Source organism: Vibrio sp. KUL70 (genome assembly GCF_059725515.1).
Genome location: NZ_AP045834.1, coordinates 916905 through 941687, shown reverse-complemented (window position 1 = coordinate 941687; position 24783 = coordinate 916905). Strand labels below are relative to the sequence as shown.

Below are 24783 nucleotides of genomic sequence, written 5' to 3'. Positions count from 1 at the left end.
AGTGAGCCTCATTACGTGCCTTAGTTTTATTAAATATGTTCCATTGATTGCTTGTCCGCCACTTTCTCGGAAATCATAGCTTCAGTAGTAATCATTAATCCAGCTACAGACGCCGCGTATTGAAGCGCTGAACGCGTCACTTTTGTAGGATCTAGAATACCCATTTCAAACATGTTGCCGTATTCACCTGTGGCAGCGTTAAAACCGTGGTTCACATCACCAGCTTTAACATTATTTGCGACGACAGACGCTTCATCGCCTGCATTAGTAGCGATTTGACGAAGTGGTTCCTCCATCGCTCTCAAAGCAACACGAATACCAACATTTTGATCTTCGTTATCACCAGTAAGGTCAGCCAACTCTTGACTTATTTTAGCAAGCGCGACACCTCCTCCGGAAACAATACCTTCTTCAACTGCCGCTCTTGTGGCATGCAACGCATCATCAACACGATCTTTCTTCTCCTTCATCTCAACTTCTGTCGCAGCACCAATCTTAATAACTGCAACACCTCCAGAGAGCTTCGCTATTCGTTGTTGAAGTTTTTCTCTATCGTATTGAGAAGTCGATAACTCAATCTGACTTTCTATCGATTTCACTCGATCTTTGATGATCTGCTCATTCGCTACACCGCCAACAATAGTGGTCGTATCCTTTGTTACTGTTACTTTCTTGGCACTACCCAATTGCTCTAGCGTCGTTTTTTCTAGTTCATGACCTAGATCTTCACAAATCAAAGTACCATCGGTCAGAACCGCAATATCTTCCATCATCGCTTTGCGACTATCACCAAACCCAGGAGCTTTAACAGCTGCAGCCCGAACAATACCACGCATATTGTTGACGACGAGTGTTGCTAACGCTTCACCTTCAATATCTTCGGCCAAAATAAGTAGCGGTCTAGACTGTTTGGTGACTTCTTCTAGTACAGGTAATAACTCTCGAATATTGCTTACCTTTTTATCAACAAGCAGTACGTAAGGGTTATCCAGCTCTACAACGCCGCTCTCCTGATTGGTGATGAAATACGGGGAAAGATACCCACGATCAAACTGCATACCCTCAACAACCGCAAGTTCATTGTCCAAGCCCTGACCTTCTTCAACCGTAATGACACCATTACGCCCTACCTTGTCCATCGCCTCCGCTATGATGTCACCAATCGATCTGTCACTATTGGCTGAAATACTAGCAACTTGCGTGATCGACTCTTTGTCACTACAAGGTTCAGACATGTCACGAAGTTTTTCGACAGCCGCTTCGGTTGCTTTGTCTATACCGCGCTTTAAATCCATCGGATTCATACCAGACGCAACCGCCTTCAACCCTTCATTAATCAATGATTGCGCCAATACGGTTGCTGTTGTTGTTCCATCACCTGCTTCATCATTAGCTTTCGATGCGACTTGCTTTACCATTTGTGCGCCCATGTTTTCAAACTTATCTTCAAGCTCGATTTCTTTGGCGACAGAGACCCCATCTTTTGTAATGGTTGGTGCCCCATATGACTTATCAAGTACAACATTTCTACCTTTCGGACCTAAAGTAACCTTAACAGCGTCTGCTAACAGGTTTACCCCTTTAAGCATCTTTTGACGCGATTCATCAGCAAATATAACTTCTTTTGCAGTCATGATTATCTCCTCAAAAAACAGTGAAAACTAAATTACTCAACAATTGCCAACACATCAGATTCAGAAAGAATTAGGTACTCTGAACCATCGATTTTTTCTGATTTGACACTATAGCCGTCATTAAAAATGACGATATCATCGACTTTAACGTCCATTGAGACCCGCTCTCCATTTTCCAGTCGCTTGCCCAAGCCAACGGCAACAACCTTCCCTCGATTGGATTTATGAACTGACTGAGACGTAAGTACAATTCCTCCTTCCGACAAGCGTTCTGCTTCAAGTCTCTCAACGATCAGCCGGTCATTTAAAGGACGAATATTCATGAGGTTAGCCTCCTACAATTGTTAAACATAAAAGACATAATAGTGATGGATAGAACCGATGTAGTGCTCTTCCGATTAGGAAGATAGGGACAACAAAAAGTGACTTCAAGAGGAGTTTTTTAAAATTTATATTCGATTTAAAATCAATTTAAAACTTTAATATTCAATTTGGTTATATGTCAATTCTTAGGGAATCGTGCGTATTTCGGTGATTGCGATCGCTCGTTTCGGTTTATTCCGATCACCTGATCCTGCCGTTTTTCTCTCTTCCTATTTTTACTCTAAGTGATCGGATTGCGCCAGTTTTCTCATTGACTCACCTCCCAGTTCTATTCGATGGCTATTGTGTACTAGCCGATCCATGAGAGCGTCTGCGACAGTAGCGTTGCCGATCATGTTGTACCACTCCTTTACAGGTAATTGGCTGATGACGATTGTGCTGCTGTTTTGGTAGCGGTCTTCAAGCACTTCTAACAAGTGACCTGCATGCTCTTGAGTCAGTTTTTCCATCCCCCAGTCGTCTAGGATCAGTAAGCCTTTCTTAGCCAGTGATTGAAGCTGTTTTTGATAGCTACCATCCAGACGACCTGCGGTTAGGTCATCAAGCAAGCGAGTTAATCGGTAGTACCTCACCGTTTGTTGTTGGTCGCAAGCGTTGGTCGCCAATGCGCAACCAAGATAGGTTTTGCCTGCGCCTGTTGGGCCTGTGATCAAGATGTTCTGGTGCTTGTGCAGATAGCCACCAGTTAGAAGTTCGCTCATCTGCTTGCGGTTAAGGTTTCGCCCCTCCTTGTAGATGAGCTGACTCGGCTGAGCATCCACTCTCAGCTTGGCTTGCCGTTTTAGCCGTTGGATTTTGGATTGGTTGCGGTTCAAGATCTCACTTTCCAGAAGCAGGCTTAACCGTTCTTCGAAGTTTAGCTCTGCGTAGGTAGTCAGTTGTTCTTGTTGCTGTTCTAGCGCTTTCGCGGCATGGCTCAAGCGCAGGGTTTTTAGTTGGTCATTGAGTGCGTTCATATCTTTTCTCCTAGTGATAACAGTTCGGGCCACGAACATTGCTGTGAACAAGGTTCGGTGTGCTCGTGTTGTCTTTGCTCAGTTGGCCTTCACGATTGTGCTTCAACAGGTTGTTAATGAAGGTGTAGTTGGTTTTTGTCAGCATCAGCGCATCTTTACAGGCTTGCTCTAGGCGCGATTCACCATGGGCTTTGCTTAGGTTGAGTAACCCGAGACAAGAGCGATAAGACTGCTCAGGATGGGGCTTGGAGTTCAGCATCTTGTTGACGACTTCTCGTGTGGCTGGGCCGATATTGGCACCCCAGTTGAGCAGGCGCCCTGGCGACCACTTCTGATGTTGATGATTACTCGGCATGTGCTCTGGTTGGGTGCTGTTTCCGCGCTCTCTTTGACTACGTGGATGCTGAGCGATCAAGTTGCCTTGGTGATAGATCTGCACCAGACGGTTGGAGGCTTCCAGTTCGACATGGTGACCAACAAGTTGATGTGGCACCGAGTAGTAGTGGCGGCGATATTCGATGTGATAGTCAGGCCCGACTTTGGCTCGTTTGGTTTCAGTATATAGGTAACGCTGTTTGGGGAGGGGCTTTAACGCAGGCTTATCGAGTTTCTCGAACAGCGCTTTACGACTTGCACCATACTGCTTCATTTCACGTTGGTTTAAGTCGTTCATAAGATCACGGATAGCGAGATTGAGTTCCTTGAAGGTGTGGAAGGTTTGGTGTCTTAACCGCATCATGATCCAGCGCTCCACTAAGAGCACAGCATTCTCGGCCTTGGCTTTGTCTTTGGGTTTGTAGGGGCGGGCTGGCATTACGGCTGTTTGATAGTGATTCGCCAGTTTTTGATAGCTGTCGTTAAGCCTTGGCTCATAACGGTTAGCTTTGGTGACCGCGCTACGTAGATTATCGGGAACCAAGAGCTGTGGTACCCCACCAAAGTGCTCGAACGTATTCGCATGCGCTTCTAACCAGTAAGACTTACCTTGGCTTGGGAAGGCTTCAACATAGGTGTAATTGGACGCGCCCAAGGTCGCCACGAACACTTCTGCTTCGCGCACTTCACCTGTATCAGGGTTGACTACTTGAAGTCGAGGTCCACAGTAATCGATAAACAACTTGTCACCTGCAACATGGAGCTGACGCATGCTGCGCTTTTGGGTTTTGAACCAACGAGTAAAGTGCTCGCAGAACTGAGTGTAAGCGTAAGCTTGCTCTTGATATTGCTCATGGTATTCCTGCCAGAGCAACATCTTCGTCATGCCTTTACGTCTGAGTTCGACTGCGTATTGCGTGAAGTCTGGCATGACTTTATCGCGACTGGTTTTCTTGCCGTGATACAGAGCTTGAGTGAGATCAGTATCGCTACAACTTTCAGGTAGAGGCCAACCAAGTTGACTTTGTCTAAAGCGAGTCAGGAGTTCCGATATGGTGGAAGGGCCGAGTTTAAGGCAAGAAGCGATGCTGCGATTTGAAAGACCGCAGTCGTACTTAAGGCGTAATACCTCTTTGATTTTCTTCATTGGAGTTCTCTTTTTTGCCATTGTCGCTTCCTTACCTTCTTGTTTAAGAAGTAAAGAATAGCGAGCTATTGATTTAAAAGAGAAAAAGGTGGGATTTCGGGCATTCCGATCGCGGTTTTCGCTATTCCGATCGCTGATTTCGGAGTTAGGCTAAAAGTGATCGGATAATCGCGGAATCGGCGATCGGTTTAAACCGAAATGGGCGATCGGATAATCCCGAAATGACTGATCGGAATGCTCCGAAATATGCAGGAATCGCCTCGATAAGCATTTACAATCAGTGTATTAAGTGCGAATTGTGGTTAGATTTATCAGTCGAAAGTCTGGTTATGACGAAAGAAGAGTATCTTTAACTCAAAAGCCCCCTAGTCACAGATCTGATCACAAAAGAGCGGCAACAACTTCTTTAGTAAGTGCTGCCGCATATGGAAAATACCTTGAAGCTCTCACTATCTGAACAGGGAGCAACCTAACCCAGTAAGGAGGTTTAAATATCTTATGAATGGATCAATAGCTAATCTTCTTCAACATACTCTAAAATATCGCCCGGCTGACACTCTAAGTGTTTGCAGATCGCATTTAAAGTCGTTAGTTTTATCGCTTTTGCTCGACCATTTTTCAAAACCGAAAGGTTCTGTTCAGTTATGCCAATCAAAGATGCGAGCTCATTTGATCGCATTTTCCTCTTAGCTAACATTACATCTAAATTAATAACAATAGACATCCCAACCACCTAAATAGTCATCGATTGTTCTTCATAAAGCTCATTTGCTTCATGCATCACTTTTGCCACAAGTCTAACAATTACACTCATTACGATTAATGCAACATCAATATCTTCAATACTAAACGTAAAGCCGTTAGGTGAATAGAACCAACTAAATACCATACTTTCGATGAATCTGAATAAAACATAGATAAGAATACAATAAGATATTTTAGTATATTGATCTGCATTTTTCTTAGTGAAGACAAACCCATCTTTATACAGTTTAAATAATTTTATCAATTGCCATGTAATTAAGGTTGCAGCCACCATTGTAATATTGGAAATAAAGTAACCGTAAATATAGCCTTCATTACTAAAATAATCCTGCTCCCCATTAACGGTTAATATCACTCCATCATTACCACCGAATGCACCATAAAACCATAAGAACGCATGACTTATAGGGTTTAAAAATATTATAAGCCAAAGGGAAATCAAAACTTTATTACTTAAAGACGCAACTGAATTTAAACTTGACATACTTTATATCTCACAAATTGTATTTTTTAAATTAGAAATAATCTCGGTAGATTCTTTCTCTACCATCAATGCTAAATATAATAAATTCATCTGTTAATTCATCATATAAAAAGCTCCCTTGTTCGAGAATGATGCTTTCATAATAGTCATCAATAAATACATCATCGTAGTAACTATCAACCACAATGACATTCTCACTGTGAGTCTTAAATCGAGACTCAGATACCACAATAGGTTCAACACTTATTGGTGCCTGTAGTGCTACAGAAAGCGCAATTCCTAAACTCATGTGAATGCCTATACAGTCATTTTATTGGTTAGCTTGGTGTCCTCATGTGTGTCTATCGTAAGGATAACAGAAACGCATGTCAATCATAAATTATCGTAAAACGATAATTTATGATTGCTTTTCATTTATTTTTTAATGAGAAAGCCTAGGGATATTAGGCATAGTTAGCTTCATTTCGTCACTAAAGGGATGTGAAGAGATCCAGCTAGGGCCTGCAAAACAAGCGTTACTCTCGTCGCTCAGAATCGCTTGATGACCAAGGTTGCACGCAGACAGTCTTGCCGTAGAGGTTTGATTACTCAGTAATAAGTAATAAGTAAAGGTTGAGGCAGCGAAATAATCAGAGATGGCGTAGATAAAAATCAGACAAGGCTAAAGATGTATACAACAACTTTAGCCTTACTTATTCATCTACTAAATTAAGGTTGGGTTAGGAGGTGTAAACCGGTCAATGGGAGACTAATCTATATGACTTCCGACTAGTAGTAAGTCACAAGGTGGCTCTTTTAATAAAACATCTACTGTACTACCAGCCCAATAACGGGAGAGAGCGCCCCGTTTGCACGCCCCCATTACTAAAATTGATGCTTTCAGAACATTCACCGCTTTTGGTAACCCTTGCTCAGGGTTACCTTTAACAAAGGTCAAACCAACTTGATGCAACTTCTTCTCAACGAGAAATTCTTGTATCGCAAACTTCTGGTTATCCAGAATCTCTTTGGTGTATTTATACAGGTATGGGGCTACGTACTGGCAGTAAACCAGAGACATTTCCGCATCTAATGCTTCTTTTAATGCTTGGCTACGTTTTACAAGTAATTGGTCAACGTCCGCCTCTTTGTCTTGTCTATGCAGAGGGTCAATAGCGACGGCAATTCGCAAGTCACTTTTCCAACTCTGCCCTGTCATTAACAGAACGTCAAACCTGTGGCGCGTCAGCTCTCTAAGAACTTGAGGTGACATTACGCCAGACGCATAGTCGATACAAAGTAACTTAGAAGCACCTGTCGACTCGTCCGTTAACCCTTTGAGCCATTGTGACCCAGGCAAATGAACAAAATCGACCTCGACAGGGAGTAATTCGAGTTCTGAATTAATATCTTCAATCAATTCAAGAATCGAGCTACACCACTGAACGTAGTAATCATTATATCGAACCGAGTTTCCCTCACCCTGGAGTAAAAAATCTAAAAAGGTATGATCTTCACTTCGTCGATAATCTTCGGCATAAAGCTTCAATGGTTGATTGAAAGAATGCGCAAGCAATAAAGCCTTCTTCAAGACGCGCTTTGATGGCGTGGTAGAGACTCGGGTTAACAAACAAATAGCGTTCATCTGTGTACTCCACATCTGTTGAGTAATGCTGCGTTAATAAATGGCGTTTAACTTGAAAAACTGGTCGAGGGAAAAAGAACTAACAATAACCTTAGCTTCCTATCACTTTCTATTTAAAGTATGTGACAAATTAAAGTTCCCAACAAGTTTTATCCCGCCTTTCATTGCTCTTATTGGTCAACAACCTGTTCGGTAGAATCCGAAGTAAGTGGCTTGACTGTATTTCCAGTTATTTTTATGACACCCTTTTGCAGCATAAGGCTATTGGGATAGGTGATCATGTTGCCATTTTCGTGGCGAATAATAACGTGAAACATGGTGATATCACTAATAGTACCGCTGATATCTTCGTCTTTATCGCAAACCTTAATCTTGTCACCAATTCGATATGGGAACGCGAAGAAAATCAACACGCTTGCCGAAACGTTACTTAAGATCGACCACTGAGCAAACAGTGCGACACCAAGAACAGCAAAAATCGAGGAGAGGAACAACGAAATATCACCGTACCCTAGATCCAGTAATAGGGTAAGTAAGGTAATAAAGACAAAAAAGGTCGATACATTGAACGCCTTAACCACAAAGACTTTTCTTTGACTAGAGACCTGCTTTTTATGAGCCAATGATAACAAAGTCTTCTCACCGACTCGTCTCAATAGCACGTACATTACAACCAACACAGCTCCAAGCATGAGTTGATGTAACAATTGTGACTTAAACAATATCTCGCTCATTAAATAAACTTCAACCTTTTCAGTAAAACAACTTCCAGCGCAATTATGACCACAAGTCCAATACTAAACAATAAAAATGCGAGCGGATTGTCGACGCCAGGAATACCACCAATGTTCACACCGAGTAGACCAGTAAAGAAGCCTGCTGGAAGAAAAATACCTGCAATGACAGAAAATAAGTAGGTATTTCGATTCATGATTTGAGCTTGTTCTTGTGCAATATGGGCAAGTAAATGGTTAATTTGGTCCAGATAGAACTCAATAGACTCATTGATACGCGTAATGGTGTCTAGGCAGTTTTTAAAGTGCTGTTTCTGCGACTCAATAAGAGGTATGCCCGACTCAAGTAAATCTTCAAAAGCGTATTTTTGCGGCTTCAAATAGCGACGCAAACGAAGTAAACGAGCGTGAAGAGCATTGAGTGAAGTGAGATCATCAACGGTCGGCGCTTCCATATTATTAAGTTGCTCATCAATAGGGGAAAGAAAATTCGATATCAGCTCGCTGATACCACTGGAAATAGCAACAAGCAAAGAAGGAATGTTGTCGGGACCTTTACCTGCCTGGAGTTGTTGAGACAAGCAAGAGATGGCCTTTGAAGGCACTTTACGTGTCGAGACCAATGCCCCCTTATACCACATCATGCGTAAGCTCAACATATCATCAGGTTCAGCGCCCTCGTTTAAATTTATACCTCTTAAAATCAATAGGAAGCAATCAGAACCATACTGTTCAAAGCGCGGTCTCGTATCATCAGCAAGAAGCGAATTAATTAACGCTTCAGGTAAAGGGTGTGACTCTAACCACTCCTTCAAACCATCAGCATCCCTCTGGCAGTGATACCAATGATTTTCTTTAATGCTACTGCCCCGGTCTACGACAGAAGTCGCCTGCCCAGAAGTAAAATCCCAACAGGAAATTAGAAATTCGCTCATATGTATCTCCAAGTCGAGTTAGCGAACAAAAAATGGTGAGTATATTGATTAAAAAAGAATACGTTTATTCATGTTTAAACTAAGAAAAGAGCTCCTAGTCCAAGAAATACTAAGAACCCGACCACATCAGTGACCGTCGTTAAGACAACAGAGCCCGCTACAGCAGGGTCTATGTTAAGTTTTTTGAGTGTAAAGGGAATAAGCGTACCTGACAATGCAGCTGCAAGGCTATTCACACTGATTGCACAAAAAATGATGATACCCAAGCCTACTGAATCAAACACCCAATAAACGATCCCACCAATGACGGCCCCCATCACCAAGCCATTAACAGCAGCGATCTTGAGTTCTTTATTGACAAGTAGCTTTAGGTTGCTTTGATGTAAATGATTGAGCGCGATGCCACGTAAAGAGACGGCCAAGGTCTGACTACCCGCAATCCCCCCCATACTGGCAACAACAGGCATTAAAATAGCAAGGGCGACAACTTGTTCAACAACAGTATCAAACACGCCAATGATTGCTGAGGCCGCAAATGCCGTAATGAGGTTAATGACAAGCCATACCCCTCTAAGTCGAGCTGCAACCCCTAAAGGCATAAAAAGGTCTTCCTCGCTCTTTACGTTTTCAGGGACCACCGCCTGTAATCCTAACTCCCTTAAAGCGATCGCTAAAGCACTCATGGGCAAGACACCAACGACCTTCCCCCCAGACAAAACAGGAAACCAATGACTCTTACCATCAATAGAAACTAATTTGCCCACATCGTAGATATTTTGAGTGTCCTCGAGAATCGGAGTTGGCGTCAATATTGAAGACAGCACCTCACTGTCGGATGCGGTCAACAAGGCTTCTGGAGAAACGCACCCAACGATTTCAGTGCCATCACGTACAACAATTAAACGTACAGGGCTATTTGAGCGGCGCTGCATTTCACCTTTAACCCTACCGATCGTGTTTCGCTTATTGGCCGTGATATAGCAGGACTCCATGTAACGCCCTACCGTATCATCTTTATAGGAGAGCGCCTGTTGAATGTATGCTGCGCTTGCATCACTCTGCTGTAAGAGAAATTCATCAACAAATGCCACAGGTAGAAAGTCAGCAAAATTGATGACATCGTTCTCGGAAATATGAGCTAGGCGTTCACTCAACATTGCTTCATTCAATAATGAATGTACATGTTGAGCCGTTTCATACTTTAGCAGGTGTAATATTGGCCAGTATTTCTCCGCAGGGACGACATCAATTATGGCTTTACGTTTTGGTGGGTTGACGGACTCCAAAACGTTCGCAATGTCTGACTTAGATTGATTTATCAGCCCACTTAAGTCATCACCTGCATCGATCGCTTTAATAAGATCCGCAAGTAAATTTGGCGGCGTCTCTATAGACTGGGGTTGTTGTAGTTCAGTCATTTCCTGACCCCTTATCATTTTGTACTGGGTCACCTTTAACGATAAATAAACGGCTAGGTTCTATGTAGATAAGTTCGCCCATTCCCTCACGGCCAAGCAGCATCATATGACTCGTCTCCATACGGTTAGTCATTGTTATTCATTGGTTAAGTATGCTTACCGATAACCAATCTGTCCATTTCACACACCTCGATCATTCTCTACTAAGTCATGCAATAACTCGATGTGCTCTGCTACATCATCTTCATCTTTGCCAAAATAAGCAACGTGAAACATGGCATCACCTTCTTGAACCAGTGGGATATTTTGTTTGCCAATAATGATTCCTGATCGCGTTGAGGTCACTTTCTGTATTGGCGCACCTAAAGGTGAGTTGATTTCCGCGAGAACCTGACCTTTTTCTACTCTTTCTCCTAACTTGACCGCTTCATTGACAAACCCACTGCCCGCGGCTCGAATCCATTCACTCTTATTCGACACAAAAGGCTCAATAGGGTGCTTTTTACGTCGAGATTTTCTTAACAACCCTAAGCTCATTAGTACATTCTTAACCCCTTTTACACCCGCCTGTATGGATAGAGGGTCAAAGCGCAGCGCTTCTCCGGCTTCATAGAGTAAAATTCGAGTGTTATTGGAGGTCGCCGCTTCTCTTAGTGATCCATCACGCAGATTGGCATTCATCAAAACAGGAACGCCGAACGCTTTCGCCAAAGACAAGGTTTCTTCATCAGCTAGATTAGCTCTGATTTGAGGCAAGTTGGAACGATGAATGGCACCAGTATGTAAGTCGATACCATAATCACAGTGTTGAACGATATTGGTCATAAAAGTATGGGCGAGTCGAGAGGCCAAAGAGCCTTTCACTGAGCCGGGAAAACATCGATTCAAGTCCCGTCGATCCGGCAAATAGCGACTTTGGTTCAAAACACCATAAACGTTAACCATAGGCACCAAAATCAGGGTTCCTTTTATGATATTGAGCTTTGATGCGATAAGGCGGCGAATTATTTCGACCCCATTGAGTTCATCACCATGAATTGCAGCACTAACAAAAACCGTAGGCCCAGCTTTATTAGCTCTTTGGATATGAACAGGAATGAAGAGTTCTGTGTCAGTATAAAGCTTTGCGACTGGAATATTAATTTGGCAACTTTGACCCCTAACAATAGTTTGACCCGCTATGAGGATGGTATCGTCTGTCATTAGCCTTTCCCACGCGTTTTAGTTGCATTAGGTTTTGCGTTTTTCTCAATAAAGTCGAAAATCATCCCTGCTACATCTTTACCTGTAGCATTTTCAATACCTTCTAAACCGGGAGAAGAGTTAACCTCCATCACCACAGGTCCGTTGTTTGATTGCAGTATGTCGACGCCACATAAATTTAACCCCATAACTTTGGCAGCGTTGACGGCAGTTAAGCGTTCTTCCTTAGAAAGCCTCACCAGTTGAGCGGTTCCTCCACGGTGTAAGTTAGAGCGAAATTCGCCCTCTTCAGCTTGACGCTTCATCGCGGCGATCACTTTGCCACCCACAACAAAACAGCGTATATCAGCCCCACCTGCTTCTTTAATAAACTCCTGAACAAGAATGTTAGCTTTTAGCCCCATAAAAGCCTCTAATACGCTCTCAGCCGCTTTGTTTGTCTCTGCTAGGACAACACCAATACCTTGTGTGCCTTCAAGGAGCTTAATAACGAGCGGGGCACCACCGACATTCTTAATCAGATCTTGGATTTTATCGGGTTTACTAGCAAATCCAGTTCTCGGAAGCCCAACACCTTTGCGCGACAGTAGCTGTAACGAGCGTAACTTATCCCGCGAACGGCTGATGGCAATGGATTCATTGACACAAAAGGTTCCCATCATCTCAAACTGTCTAACGACTGCAGTTCCATAGAAAGTAATTGACGAACCAATTCTTGGGATAACAGCGTCATACAAAGGTAAATCTCGGCCTTGATATCTTACTTTAGGGTGACTGCTGGTAATATCCATGTAGCAGTGTAGAGTGTCGATGATATCTACCTCATGGCCTTTCATCTCACCAGCTTCTTTTAGACGTCGGGTCGAATACAGGTTTTCATTTCTAGATAAAATTGCGATACGCATAGTACCTCCTCCAATCATGACTTAGGCGTTAAAGCTCAGTAATGGTCGATATTTGATTGCGACCAGTCTCTTTAGATAAATATAGAGCACTATCCACTTGCAATCATTGAAAGGACATACATCTACCGACGGTTGGGTTGGTTATTTTTCGAGCGAGGACAAGAAATCACGAATTTGCAGCGGCCAAACGCCATTTAAACTATCTCGTTCTCAGAGCGTCAGGCTAGAAATGAACTGTTTTTTAACAACTTTCTCCCGAAGCTTCAAATTATTGCTAGACGAAATCAGTTAGCCGGGTATAAGTTGTGATATTTACTTTCAACCAATGTAGGTGCTCATTTGACGCTTTCAAACTCACCTAATCTATTGCTTGCCGAGCAATGGAAAGCTCGTAACGACGATGAACACAAAATTCGCCGTGATGACCACAGAAGTCCGTTTCAACGCGATCGTGCTCGCGTACTTCACTCTGCGGCGTTTAGACGATTACAAGCCAAGACCCAAGTTCATGGAACCGCAATCAACGACTTCCACCGGACACGTCTGACTCACTCTCTAGAAGCCGCACAACTGGGAACTGGGATCGTTGCTCAGCTTAAAAAGAAGCAACCTGAGTTCCGAGAACTGCTGCCATCAGACAGCTTAATTGACTCTCTGTGTCTTGCCCACGATATCGGTCATCCGCCCTATGGCCACGGCGGTGAAGTCGCACTGAACTATATGATGCGAGATCATGGAGGCTTTGAGGGCAATGCCCAAACGTTTCGTATTGTGACTCAGTTGGAGCCTTATACAGAGCACCACGGCATGAACCTATCAAGACGCACTCTCCTTGGTTTGATCAAGTACCCGTCGCCAATCAGCAAAATCAGAGCGGCATCAATGCCAAAACCAGTTAAACATCAAAGGCAACTGCGAGCCCGAGACTGGATGCCCGCTAAAGGCATCTACGACCACGATAAAGCACTGTTTGAGTGGGTACTTTCACCCTTATCTGAGCACGACCAAACTCTTTTTCAACAACCAAGAAAAGCGCACGTCGAGCCATTTCAACACAATAAGACCAAGTTCAAGTCACTCGACTGCTCCATCATGGAGTTGGCAGATGACATCGCCTATGGTGTACATGATTTGGAAGATGCGATTGTGCTTGGCTCGGTGACTAAAGCGCAGTGGATGGAATCAGCTTACCCGCAATTGTTGGAAGCTAACGATCCTTGGATCGTAGGCCACCTCGACTCAATTACTGAAATGTTGTTCTCAGGAGAACAATACCGTCGCAAAGATGCCATTGGTGGCATTGTTAACGCATTACTTACCAGCATCTCAATCAAGCCAGTGGATGCGGGTTTTGAAAACCCACTGCTCTCATATAATGCCTACCTAGAACCGAGCATGGATTTAACCCTAGATAAGCTGAAGCACTTTGTGAGTGAGTTTGTGATTCAGGTGCCTCAAGTTCAAGTCATTGAGTACAAAGGACAACAGATCATTATGGATATGTTTGAAGCCTTCAGTGCCGACCCTGAGCGTTTGTTACCTCTGGCAATTAAAAAGCAGTGGCAAGGCCACACTGAAGAGTGTCGTAAGATGAGGGTTATTGCTGATTACATCTCGTCCATGACCGATGACCTCGCTCAAAAGATGCACCAGCAGCTGTTCTCAGCGCATACCGAGTTCTGACTGGCTGAGCTTCGTTGAAGAGTACTCAACTTAAGTAGTTTTTCTCAAACACGCCTGGTGGCATTTGGTCGATTTGAAACTGAATCATTCGATCAAATGCCGCAAGTAGCGGAGCAAACTCATGATAGGGTTGCAGTAAGCTCAGCAAATGATAACCCGCCTCTACGGTGGATAGGCTGTTTTCACTCGGCGCTTTACGAATCCGATAGTTCCCTTTCAAATCTTTTGGTAAATGAACGGTAACGAGCTGCTGTAAATTGCTGGAAACTTGCCACATTTTGAACGCTTTCTTCCACGTTCCGTCGAGCAAGATGATTCTCCGTTTTGGCTTATCCGTACCATTCCAACTGGACTCAGATAACTGCTCAACTGACACCGAGCTCTCACCTGGGTACAAGATTGCATATTGATAGTTGGGGTCGCTCAACAGAAGATTGAGTTCTTCGTGTTCAGAAAAGTCTTCGCCAATGAAAGTAACGCTGTTTTCCAATGACAAGGATAAAATCCGTGCTGTACCCATCGGCCTATGCTCTTCTGATGGGTGCTGAAGAATGATAAGCTCAACGTCCGATTCAAGTGGAGTGATCCACTGACAAATACACGCTTTCAAAGCCTTGCGGCACTGGGGGCAATAACGAGACATGGATTTACGGTGTACCCTGCTTTAGTTTTTACTTCACTGATGTGTGTTTTGTTCCAATTTGACCCGATTCAAGCTTGGGTCGTTTGGGATCACAATGCAATCGCCGATGGACAATGGTGGCGAATCGTAACAGGAAACTTTTCCCATACCAACCTTTCGCATTTGGCGATGAACCTAATTGGATTATGGGTAATCAGTTATCTATTTCAACCTAATGCTATTCGACTGATTACGTCACTATTGATTATCAGCTTGTTCACTGGTACTGGGCTGCTACTGACCAATATCCAGAGCTATGTCGGGCTGTCTGGCACACTGCACGGGTTATTTGGTTTCTTTGCGCTGACAGAGGCGCTGACTGGGCGTCGTTCAAGCTGGTTGCTCGTAGGTGGTCTGATAGTGAAAGTGGCTTGGGAACAGTTTGTTGGCCCTTCCACCACGACTGGCGCGTTAATCAATGCACGCGTCGCGATTGAAGCTCACCTGTTGGGTGCCGTTGGTGGCTTTATCTTGGCTTGGCTGAGACTAAAGAGGTGGACTTAACTCTATCAAAATGAGTGAAACCGAAATGTGGCTTAGCCATAAATTCAAACGAGGATGGGAGTGAATGGCGGTCACTCCCTTTTTATTGCTATCTTTGTTTTGACCCTATTTAGAGTTCAATTCTCTTACGGTTCTTCTCAACAGTGGCAACACCGATGCCTTTGACATTCGCTAAGTCGTCAGGCTTTTGAAACGCGCCATGTTGGTCGCGATACTGCACGATTTCTTCAGCTTTTTTATCACCGATACCAACTAACAAAGCTGACAGCTCTTCCGCTGTGGCCGTGTTGATATTTACCGTTACCTCAATCCCTTCATAAAGTTCTGCTTTAGACGGACTATCGGCCCAAACTGAAGCACTAAAAGCAATCATAAAAGACATTAAAAGAGTGTATAAACTTTTCATTCTCGTTCCGTTCCATGTTGTGAAAACTAATACCAATCACAGTAAATAAGTGATCAAAAATCGCGCAGGAAAAAGGCTTGAGAACAAGGCAGCTTTTTTGCAACAGAGAGTTTCTGATAAGTAGTTATTCTACAATCAAAAATTCTAACGCAGTTATCGAGCATTTTAACAAGCTAGGGTGAGCAATTATTTACTACGATTGGTATAAACATTACTCTTTGAAAACCGACTACCGAAGTTTATTGAGACAAAAATAAAGCGGGCCACCTAAGTGACCCGCTTTGAGTTACAACTGATTTTCATCGTCGTGTAGGCTAACTCGCAAACCTACTCTTCAAGCTATCTTTTACTGAGCTTGCTATTATTGACCTTGACCTACGATGTAGTATTCAACGTCTGCGTTCTTACGAAGTACGTTCAGAACGTTGGTTAGGTCTTGCTGGTTACCAACTCGCTCTAGCTGCGCACCAATTTGAGTGCTGTAATCTGGGTTGATATCTGCAGTAACCTTAGACAGTTCGACAACGACGATATTACCGTTTTGGTCTTTCGCTTGACCAAACACTGGTTGATCCGCTTCTGGCTTAGCAAAAGCAAATACAGAACTTGCTAGTGGTGAGCTACGGTCAATCGTTTCAAGCTCGCTAAACGTCAGGTTGTTTTCCGCTAGTACGGCTTCGTTACCTGCTTTTAGTTCATTCACAAGTGATACGCCTAGCTCAATCGCTTGTTGTTCCGCTTTAACAGCAGACAGCGCAGCAACGACTTGATCTTTCACTTCTTCAAGAGGAAGAACTGTCTCATCACGAGTCTCTTCAACGCGAACCACAATTACGTGTTCAGGCGCAACTTCGATAACTTCTGAGTTTAGACCATCCTCTTTCACTTCAGGACTTAGAATCGCTTGCATTACAGCAGGCGTTTTCAGTAGCTCAGGAGCGTCGATTTGAGAAACGAAGTCTGTTGTCTGGATCTTAGCGTTAATCGCCTCTGCAGAGTCGTCTAGTGAGTCTGGGTACTCAAACGCAACCTTCTCTAGTTCAGTTTGTAGCTCGTAGAACTGGTCTACGGCTTCCTGATCCAATAGTTCTTGCTTGATCTCAACCGCTACTTCAGAGAAAGGCTGTGCTTTAGAAGCTTGCAGTTCGTCTAGCTTGATGATGTGGTAACCAAACTCAGACTTAACTAGGCCTGTTGTATCACCGACGTTTTCGAGAGCGAAAGCCGCATCTTCAAACGCTGGATCCATCACATCACGTTCAATCCAACCTAGATCACCGCCAACATCCGCGCTGCCGAAATCGTCAGATTTCTCTTCAGCTAGTGCAGCAAAATCAGCACCTGCATTTAGCTCATCAAGAATGGCTTGCGCTTTAGCTTCATCATCACCTTGAACAAGGATATGACTTACTTTACGTTGCTCTTCAGTCGAGTACTTGTCTAGGTGTTCTTGATAGTACTGTTCAGCTTGTTCGTCAGAGACTTGGATTTGACCTTTCAGCGCTTCTGCAGAAAGCTCAATGTAAGACACCTTCGCTTGCTCTGGACGAGTGTAAGCTAATGGGTTTTGCTGGTAGTACTCTGAAATCTCATCTTCCGTTAGCTCAACACTTTTCGCAAGTTCAGCAACCGATAGCGTCACAGTACGGATATCACGAGTCTGAGCAATCAGCTTGCTTTGAGTATCGATCTCGCCTTGAAGAACAAACTCACTGCTTTGTAGCGCTGTCACCAATTGGTTTCGCATTAGATCACGACGCATGTATTCTGCAAAGCTTTCAGGGCTAAAACCAGCGCGACGAAGTGCTGCTTGGTAAACTTCTTGATCAAATTGACCCGCAGTTTGGAACTGTGGCATCTCTAGAATCATAGTGCGAATTTGTGAATCACTGATGCGTAGACCTAGAGATTCAGCTTGCTGTTCAAGCAGTACATCGTTAATCATACGATCAAGTACTGATTTACGGAAAGACTCTACGTATGCAGGGTCTGCAAGCATTTGAGAAAAGTAATCGCCAAGTTGAGATTGCATGCGATTACGCTCGTTTTGATAAGCTTGTTCAAACTCACCACGACCGATTTCGGTATTGCCAACTTTCGCTGCGGCGTTGTTACCACCACCTGTGATGTAGCTACCTACACCTGCGAATACGAATGACAGGATAATCAACCCAAGGATAATTTTTACCGCGATGCTGTTCACGCCTTCGCGTAATCGATCCATCATAATTTAAGTGCTCTCCGGATATGAAGCATGGGCTTCAACATAAAAATCTTATTCACGCGATATTATCAGAAAAAGAAATGCGCATCAGTAGGATGCGCATAATTTAAATTAGTTCAATGTGCTTTACACAATCACTGCTTAAGGATGAAACATCATTTTTCAAACAGCTAACGCATCTTGCTACCTTGGCTTAACGAAAACCGAGGTAACGCAATCTTAGTTACATGCGTCTTTTAGTGCTTTACCCGCTTTAAAGCCAGGTACTTTTGCTTCTGCAATTTGGATTTCTTCACCAGTTTTAGGGTTACGACCTGTGCGAGCTGCACGAGTACGAACACTGAAAGTACCAAAACCAACAAGTGCTACTTGGTCACCTGATTGAAGTGTTGTGCCAACTGCTTCGATGAATGCGTCTAGTGCGCGGCCAGCTGAAGCTTTAGAGATATCTGCGTTTTCTGCGATTGATTCTACTAGTTGTGTTTTATTCACTGTGTTTCCCCTCTTTGTCATCTGCGACTAATTTAGGATGACGGTACGTTCCATTTTGGTTTTAATTTAGCCGAAAGCCTTATTGCAAAAGGGCTTGCGGCTTTAGTCAATTAACTTAGCGCCCAAAAAAAACGCTGACAAGCCTTTTTAGACTCATCAGCGTAAATCTTTACTTATTTTTGCTACGCATCACTATTTTTTAGCGACAAACTCGACCCCTGACGGATCTCGTTCTAGAGCAACTTTCAATACTTCATCAATCCATTGAACAGGAATGACTTCTAAGTCAGCGATGACATTGTCTGGAATCTCTTCCAAATCACGCTCATTATCTTTTGGAATCAGTACTGTTTTGATACCACCACGATGCGCTGCAAGTAGCTTTTCTTTCAAGCCACCGATAGGTAAAACTTCACCACGAAGAGTGATTTCACCTGTCATACCCACTTCTGCTTTTACAGGGTTACCTGTCAGGCTAGAAACAAGTGCAGTACACATTGCGATACCCGCACTCGGGCCATCTTTTGGTGTCGCGCCTTCAGGTACGTGAACGTGGATGTCACGCTTCTCGTAGAAATCTGAGTTAATACCCAGTTTTTCAGCACGAGAGCGAACTACGGTCATCGCAGCTTGAATCGACTCTTTCATCACATCACCAAGAGAACCGGTTTGCGTTAGCTTACCTTTACCTGGCATTGCTTCAGTTTCAATCGTTAATAGATCACCACCAACTTGAGTCCACGCTAGACCAGTTACTTGACCAATGCGGTTACTCTCGTCTGCTTTACCGAAGTCATGACGTTGAACACCTAGGTAATCTTTTAGGTTGTCCATAGTCACAGTCACAGACTTAAGATCGCTATCTAGCAGGATGTTCTTCACCGCTTTACGACAGATCTTAGAGATCTCACGCTCTAGGCTACGTACACCCGCTTCACGCGTGTAGTAACGAATAATGCCGATGATTGCAGAGTCTTCAATCTCAATCTCATGAGGCTTAAGACCGTTGCGTTTCACTTGCTTATCAACAAGGTGACGTTTTGCGATGTTTAACTTCTCGTCTTCTGTGTAACCAGATAGACGGATAACTTCCATACGGTCCAGCAGTGGGCCAGGAATGTCCATCGAGTTAGACGTCGCAACGAACATAACGTCAGACAGATCGTAGTCTACTTCTAAGTAGTGATCGTTAAACGCGTTGTTTTGCTCTGGGTCGAGTACTTCTAGCAGTGCTGAAGATGGGTCGCCACGCATATCAGAAGACATCTTATCGATCTCATCCAATAGGAACAGTGGGTTTTTCACGCCAACTTTAGACATCTTCTGGATTAGCTTACCCGGAAGAGAGCCGATGTAGGTACGACGGTGACCACGAATCTCTGCTTCATCACGTACGCCGCCTAGCGCCATGCGCGTGTACTTACGGCCTGTAGCAGCAGCGATAGAGCGACCTAGCGAGGTTTTACCGACACCTGGAGGACCAACAAGACAAAGGATAGGGCCTTTCAACTTATTGATACGGTTTTGTACCGCCAAGTACTCAAGAATACGTTCTTTAACACGCTCTAGACCGTAATGGTCTTCGTTTAAGATCTCTTCTGCTTTCGCTAGATTCTTCTTAACCTTAGAACGCTTCGCCCAAGGCACACCAACCATCCAATCGATGTAGCTACGTACCACTGTTGCTTCTGCCGACATTGGCGACATCATCTTCAGCTTTTGCAGCTCTTGTTCGGTTTTTTCGCGCGCTTCTTGAGGCATTTTCGACTCTTCGATTTTCTTCTTCAGAGCCTCAAATTCATCTGGAGCATCGTCCATCTCGCCAAGTTCTTTCTGAATCGCTTTCATCTGCTCATTCAGGTAGTACTCACGCTGAGATTTTTCCATCTGCTTCTTAACACGACCACGGATGCGTTTTTCTACCTGCAGGATATCAATTTCTGACTCCATTTGGCCCATCAGGAACTCTAGACGCTCAGTCACATCTAGAATCTCTAGTACGTGCTGTTTGTCTACCAGTTTAAGTGGCATGTGTGCTGCGATGGTATCCGCTAGACGAGCGGCTTCATCAATCCCATTCAGAGAAGTTAATACTTCTGGTGGAATCTTTTTGTTTAGCTTAATAAAGCCTTCGAATTGATTGATCGCGCTGCGAACAACCACTTCTTGTTCTTTTTCGTCAAGTTCTGAGGTGACAACGTATTCTGCATCTGCAAGGAAGAATTCACTTTCTTTAAATTGGTGAATTTTCGCACGCTGCTGACCTTCAACAAGCACTTTTACCGTGCCGTCAGGTAGCTTTAAAAGCTGAAGAATCGTAGCAACAGTACCTACTTCGAATAGGTCGTCGATTGAAGGCTCATCAGTATCCGCTTCTTTCTGCGCCACGAGTAGCACTTGTTTGTTGGCTTCCATTGCCGATTCAAGGCAAGTAATCGATTTTTCACGACCAACAAACAGTGGAATAACCATGTGTGGGTAAACCACTACATCACGTAGAGGCAGTACGGGGATCTCGATACGCTCGGAACGTTCCAAGTTCATATATTTCTCTCTTCCGCTTTAACTTATAAAGCAGTATATGGGGCTTAAACGACTGGATTCAATGGAAGAATAAAAAAAAGGAGGTAATTGCTTACCTCCTTTTGGAATTTGAGTCACTAGTCTAAAAAAGACCTACTCTGCTACCGCCGCTTGGTTCTCTGAATTGCTGTAAATTAGAAGAGGTTCAGACTCTCCGTTAATCACAGACTCATCAATCACAACCTTGCTCACATTGGTCGATGATGGCAGTTCGTACATCGTTTCTAGTAGCACGCCTTCTAAGATAGAACGTAGACCACGAGCACCTGTTTTGCGGCTCATCGCTTTCTTCGCAATGGCACGCAGTGCGTCTTCACGGAACTCAAGCTCTGTATCTTCTAGTTCGAATAGCGCAGCATACTGTTTGGTCAGTGCATTCTTCGGCTCACACAGAATTTGGATCAGTGCTTCTTCGTCTAGCTCTGTCAGTGTGGTTGTTACCGGTAGACGGCCAATGAACTCTGGAATTAGACCATATTTCACTAGATCTTCAGGTTCAACTTGAGTGAATAGCTCACCAATAGTTTTGGTTTCGTCTTTTGAACGCACTTCTGCGCCAAAGCCAATACCAGAGCCTGTTTCTACACGCTGCTCAATCACTTTATCTAGGCCGGCAAATGCACCGCCACAGATAAACAGAATCTTAGATGTATCCACTTGCAAGAACTCTTGCTGTGGATGCTTACGGCCACCTTGTGGTGGAACTGAAGCGACTGTGCCTTCTACAAGTTTTAGAAGTGCTTGCTGAACACCTTCACCTGAAACATCACGAGTGATCGATGGGTTTTCAGCTTTACGAGAAATCTTGTCGATTTCATCGATATAAACAATGCCGCGTTCCGCTTTCGCAACGTCGTAATCACACTTCTGTAGCAGCTTCTGAATGATGTTTTCTACATCTTCGCCCACATAACCGGCTTCGGTTAGTGTGGTTGCATCTGCCATGGTAAATGGAACGTCTAGGAAACGAGCCAATGTTTCTGCAAGTAGTGTTTTACCACTACCAGTAGGACCGATAAGAAGAATATTACTCTTACCAAGTTCTACACCTTCAGCTGTTGTATCACCATTACGTAAACGCTTGTAGTGGTTATATACTGCAACTGCTAACACTTTCTTCGCGTACTCTTGACCGATTACATAGTCATCAAGGTGCTCTCGAATCTCGCGAGGCGTTGGTAACGCTTCAGACTCTTTTTTAGGAAGAACATCTTTGATTTCTTCACGAATAATGTCGTTACAAAGGTCGACACATTCGTCACAAATGTAAACAGAAGGGCCTGCGATTAACTTGCGAACTTCGTGTTGGCTTTTGCCACAGAAAGAGCAGTAAAGTAGTTTACCGCTACCACCCTCTTTGCTTTTATCTGTCATTCGCTAACCTCTTAGCCTTTACTCTCTATGATTTGAGTGTATATCAATTTGCATCAATTTGCGTTAAACAATTGCTTGTGCAATTACTCGCCGCGATGATTTAGTACTGAATCCACCAAACCGTATTCTACAGCTTGTTCTGCAGACATGAAGTTGTCACGATCGGTATCACGCTCAACGATTTCTAGAGGCTGACCTGTGTGCTCTGCCAATAGTTTGTTTAGCTTCTGTTTGATCGTTAGGATCTCTTGCGCGTGGATTTGAATATCAGACGCCTGGCCTTGGAAACCGCCAAGTGGCTGGTGAATCATTACACGAGAGTTTGGAAGCACATGACGCTTACCTGGCTCACCACCAGCAAGTAAGAATGCACCCATCGAGCAAGCTTGACCCATACATACCGTGCTCACGTTTGGCTTAATGAACTGCATTGTGTCGTAGATAGACATACCCGCTGTTACGCTGCCGCCAGGTGAGTTGATGTATAGATAGATATCTTTGTCTGGGTTTTCTGATTCCAAGAAAAGCAGTTGAGCCACGACAAGATTTGCCATGTGGTCTTCCACTTGACCGGTTAAGAAAATGATTCGTTCTTTTAAAAGACGAGAATAGATATCGTAAGAACGTTCACCACGGGAAGTCTGTTCAACCACCATTGGAACGAGTGCATCCATAATCGATGGCATTGTATTTTTTTCTTGGTAGCTCATATTCTTATGTCCCTAAAATAAATGGCCCGAATGATTAAATCATACGGACCATTGTTAGCAGAATTGTTGACCGTACGTCAACCTTCTACGTCAGATATTACTATATTAAGCAGGTTGCTGATTCATTAGCTCGTTGAAGCTAACTTCTTTCTCAGAAACTTGAGCTTTAGCGATGATTGCATCAATTGCTTGCTCTTCTAGAGCTACGTTGCGCATGTTGTTCATCATTTGCTCGTTTTGCTCGTAGTAAGCAATAACTTCAGATGGATCTTCGTATGCAGTTGCCATCTCTTCGATGATTGCTTTTACTTTCTCATCGTCAGCTTTTAGCTCTTCAGACTTGATTACTTCACCAAGTAGAAGGCCAACAACTACGCGACGTTTAGCTTGCTCTTCGAACAGCTCACGTGGAAGTTGGTCAGCAGCTTCAGTGTTGCCACCGAAACGTTGAGCAGCTTGTTGACGTAGAGTACCGATCTCTTGGTCAATAAGTGCAGCTGGAACGTCGATGTCGTTTTCTTTAACTAGACCGTCGATAGCTTGCTCTTTGATGCGGTTCTTAACAGCTTGCTTAAGCTCACGCTCCATGTTCTTACGAACTTCAGCTTTAAGACCTTCAACGCCGTCAGTCGCGCCGAACTTAGCAACGAACTCTTCGTTTAGTTCTGGAAGTTCACGAGCTTCAACTTTGTTTACTTTGATTGCAAACTTAGCTGCTTTACCTTTTAGGTTTTCAGCGTGGTAATCTTCTGGGAAGTTTACGTCGATTTCGAATTCCATACCTTTAGTTTTGCCAACGATACCGTCTTCAAAACCAGGGATCATGCGACCAGCACCCATCTCTAGTGGGAAGTTCTCAGCTTTACCGCCTTCGAACTCTTCACCGTCGATAGAACCAACGAAATCGATAGTTGCGCGAGAACCGTCTTCTACAGCTGCATCAACTTCAGTCCAAGTTGCTTGTTGCTTACGTAGAGTTTCGATCATCTCTTCAACGTCAGCGTCTTTAACTTCTACTGCTGGTTTCTCAACAGAGATGTTCTCAAGACCTTTCAGCTCAACTTCTGGGTAAACTTCGAAAGTTGCGTTGAATACTAGATCTTCGCCTTCTTTGTTTTCTACTGGTGCGAAAGTTGGTGCGCCAGCTGGGTTGATCTTCTCTTTAACGATCGCTTCGATGAAGTGGCGTTGCATTACTTCGCCCATCACGTCTTGACGTACTGCTTTGCCGTACATTTTAGCAACCATCTTCATTGGCACTTTGCCTTTACGGAAACCATCGAAACGACGGTTTTTCGCGATGTTGCGTAGTTCAGCTGTAACTGCATCTTCGATGTTAGCAGCAGGAACAGTAATATTAAGACGGCGCTCTAGGCCTTCTAGCGTTTCAACAGTAACTTGCATTATATAAAACCTCAAAACTGGCTCAGATAATCTGAGCATATGAGCCGTAACGTGCATTCTTTTGGAAAGCGTGTTGTTGGCTGCATCCTTGTGTAGTGCTCTATCCGAACACCTAATTTAAAATTGAGCATTGATGTCTGAGTGACTATTCAATCAA

The 24783-nt window shown here is 43.8% G+C and carries 24 protein-coding genes; 2 read left to right on the top strand and 22 right to left on the bottom strand.

The window, feature by feature from the left end; all coding sequences use genetic code 11:
- Nucleotides 1-29: 29 nt before the first annotated feature.
- From groL to rimK, 14 genes are all read right to left on the bottom strand, one after another.
- Nucleotides 30-1634, bottom strand: a complete 1605-nt coding sequence (groL, locus tag AC6I7V_RS04310) for a chaperonin GroEL (protein ID WP_255231109.1) — start codon at nt 1632-1634, stop codon at nt 30-32.
- Nucleotides 1635-1666: 32 nt separating this feature from the next.
- Entirely contained in the window at nt 1667-1957 is a 291-nt protein-coding gene (locus tag AC6I7V_RS04305; protein ID WP_255231111.1) for a co-chaperone GroES, read from the bottom strand.
- Nucleotides 1958-2233: 276 nt separating this feature from the next.
- The gene (gene istB / locus AC6I7V_RS04300) at nt 2234-2974 is read right to left on the bottom strand and encodes an IS21-like element ISVch3 family helper ATPase IstB (RefSeq protein ID WP_046225198.1); all 741 of its coding nucleotides are present in this window, start codon (nt 2972-2974) and stop codon (nt 2234-2236) included.
- A 10-nt stretch (nt 2975-2984) separates the two neighbouring features.
- Nucleotides 2985-4517 carry an IS21 family transposase gene (gene istA / locus AC6I7V_RS04295; protein ID WP_046225199.1) on the bottom strand — a complete coding sequence of 511 codons (1533 nt, stop codon included), beginning with the start codon at nt 4515-4517 and terminating at the stop codon, nt 2985-2987.
- Nucleotides 4518-5010: 493 nt separating this feature from the next.
- A complete protein-coding gene (locus AC6I7V_RS04290; RefSeq protein WP_255231112.1) occupies nt 5011-5220 on the bottom strand; it encodes a helix-turn-helix domain-containing protein in 210 nt (69 codons plus the stop codon).
- A 9-nt stretch (nt 5221-5229) separates the two neighbouring features.
- Nucleotides 5230-5745, bottom strand: coding sequence for a DUF2975 domain-containing protein (locus AC6I7V_RS04285; RefSeq protein WP_498011396.1), 516 nt, complete (start codon nt 5743-5745; stop codon nt 5230-5232).
- Between the two features lie 31 nt (nt 5746-5776).
- Nucleotides 5777-6034 (bottom strand): hypothetical protein, encoded by a 258-nt coding sequence (locus AC6I7V_RS04280; protein WP_261882775.1) that lies wholly within the window; start codon nt 6032-6034, stop codon nt 5777-5779.
- 459 nt (nt 6035-6493) lie between these two features.
- Complete coding sequence (locus AC6I7V_RS04275; RefSeq protein WP_261882774.1) at nt 6494-7369, bottom strand: universal stress protein; 876 nt, start codon at nt 7367-7369, stop codon at nt 6494-6496.
- Between the two features lie 170 nt (nt 7370-7539).
- The gene (locus AC6I7V_RS04270; RefSeq protein ID WP_261882773.1) at nt 7540-8103 is read right to left on the bottom strand and encodes a mechanosensitive ion channel family protein; all 564 of its coding nucleotides are present in this window, start codon (nt 8101-8103) and stop codon (nt 7540-7542) included.
- A complete protein-coding gene (locus AC6I7V_RS04265) occupies nt 8103-9038 on the bottom strand; it encodes a CorA family divalent cation transporter (RefSeq protein ID WP_255231117.1) in 936 nt (311 codons plus the stop codon). Before AC6I7V_RS04265 ends, AC6I7V_RS04270 begins: the two co-directional genes overlap by 1 nt.
- A 74-nt stretch (nt 9039-9112) precedes the next feature.
- Nucleotides 9113-10456: a magnesium transporter gene (locus AC6I7V_RS04260; RefSeq protein WP_498011395.1), complete on the bottom strand. Its 1344-nt coding sequence runs from the start codon at nt 10454-10456 to the stop codon at nt 9113-9115.
- A complete protein-coding gene (locus tag AC6I7V_RS04255) occupies nt 10449-10589 on the bottom strand; it encodes a hypothetical protein (protein ID WP_255231119.1) in 141 nt (46 codons plus the stop codon). The genes AC6I7V_RS04260 and AC6I7V_RS04255 overlap by 8 nt, the downstream gene beginning before the upstream one ends.
- A gap of 47 nt (nt 10590-10636) precedes the next feature.
- The gene (locus tag AC6I7V_RS04250) at nt 10637-11659 is read right to left on the bottom strand and encodes a succinylglutamate desuccinylase/aspartoacylase family protein (protein WP_498011394.1); all 1023 of its coding nucleotides are present in this window, start codon (nt 11657-11659) and stop codon (nt 10637-10639) included.
- Nucleotides 11659-12564, bottom strand: coding sequence for a 30S ribosomal protein S6--L-glutamate ligase (gene rimK, locus AC6I7V_RS04245; RefSeq protein WP_255231121.1), 906 nt, complete (start codon nt 12562-12564; stop codon nt 11659-11661). Before rimK ends, AC6I7V_RS04250 begins: the two co-directional genes overlap by 1 nt.
- Before the next feature lie 339 nt (nt 12565-12903).
- Between rimK and AC6I7V_RS04240 the strand changes: the two genes are divergently transcribed.
- Nucleotides 12904-14247, top strand: a complete 1344-nt coding sequence (locus AC6I7V_RS04240; RefSeq protein ID WP_498011393.1) for an anti-phage deoxyguanosine triphosphatase — start codon at nt 12904-12906, stop codon at nt 14245-14247.
- 25 nt (nt 14248-14272) lie between these two features.
- Here AC6I7V_RS04240 and AC6I7V_RS04235 read toward each other — a convergent pair whose 3' ends face one another.
- On the bottom strand, nt 14273-14890 hold the full coding sequence (locus AC6I7V_RS04235) for a tRNA-uridine aminocarboxypropyltransferase (RefSeq protein ID WP_498011392.1): 618 nt from the start codon (nt 14888-14890) through the stop codon (nt 14273-14275).
- Between the two features lie 9 nt (nt 14891-14899).
- On the opposite strand from AC6I7V_RS04235, the gene rrtA reads away from it, so the two are divergent.
- Nucleotides 14900-15433, top strand: coding sequence for a rhombosortase (rrtA, locus tag AC6I7V_RS04230; RefSeq protein WP_498011391.1), 534 nt, complete (start codon nt 14900-14902; stop codon nt 15431-15433).
- A gap of 109 nt (nt 15434-15542) precedes the next feature.
- Here the strand turns inward: rrtA and AC6I7V_RS04225 are convergent, their stop codons facing one another.
- From AC6I7V_RS04225 to tig, 7 genes are all read right to left on the bottom strand, one after another.
- Entirely contained in the window at nt 15543-15839 is a 297-nt protein-coding gene (locus AC6I7V_RS04225; RefSeq protein ID WP_255231126.1) for a ComEA family DNA-binding protein, read from the bottom strand.
- Nucleotides 15840-16200: 361 nt separating this feature from the next.
- The gene (ppiD, locus tag AC6I7V_RS04220; RefSeq protein ID WP_255231127.1) at nt 16201-18066 is read right to left on the bottom strand and encodes a peptidylprolyl isomerase; all 1866 of its coding nucleotides are present in this window, start codon (nt 18064-18066) and stop codon (nt 16201-16203) included.
- A gap of 216 nt (nt 18067-18282) precedes the next feature.
- Nucleotides 18283-18555 carry an HU family DNA-binding protein gene (locus tag AC6I7V_RS04215; RefSeq protein WP_004736083.1) on the bottom strand — a complete coding sequence of 91 codons (273 nt, stop codon included), beginning with the start codon at nt 18553-18555 and terminating at the stop codon, nt 18283-18285.
- A 192-nt stretch (nt 18556-18747) separates the two neighbouring features.
- Nucleotides 18748-21099: an endopeptidase La gene (lon, locus tag AC6I7V_RS04210; RefSeq protein WP_255231136.1), complete on the bottom strand. Its 2352-nt coding sequence runs from the start codon at nt 21097-21099 to the stop codon at nt 18748-18750.
- A gap of 132 nt (nt 21100-21231) precedes the next feature.
- Nucleotides 21232-22512, bottom strand: a complete 1281-nt coding sequence (clpX, locus tag AC6I7V_RS04205; RefSeq protein ID WP_255231137.1) for an ATP-dependent protease ATP-binding subunit ClpX — start codon at nt 22510-22512, stop codon at nt 21232-21234.
- Nucleotides 22513-22595: 83 nt separating this feature from the next.
- Nucleotides 22596-23222 carry an ATP-dependent Clp endopeptidase proteolytic subunit ClpP gene (clpP, locus tag AC6I7V_RS04200; RefSeq protein ID WP_032549604.1) on the bottom strand — a complete coding sequence of 209 codons (627 nt, stop codon included), beginning with the start codon at nt 23220-23222 and terminating at the stop codon, nt 22596-22598.
- A gap of 105 nt (nt 23223-23327) precedes the next feature.
- On the bottom strand, nt 23328-24626 hold the full coding sequence (gene tig, locus AC6I7V_RS04195; protein WP_255231138.1) for a trigger factor: 1299 nt from the start codon (nt 24624-24626) through the stop codon (nt 23328-23330).
- Nucleotides 24627-24783 lie beyond the last annotated feature (157 nt).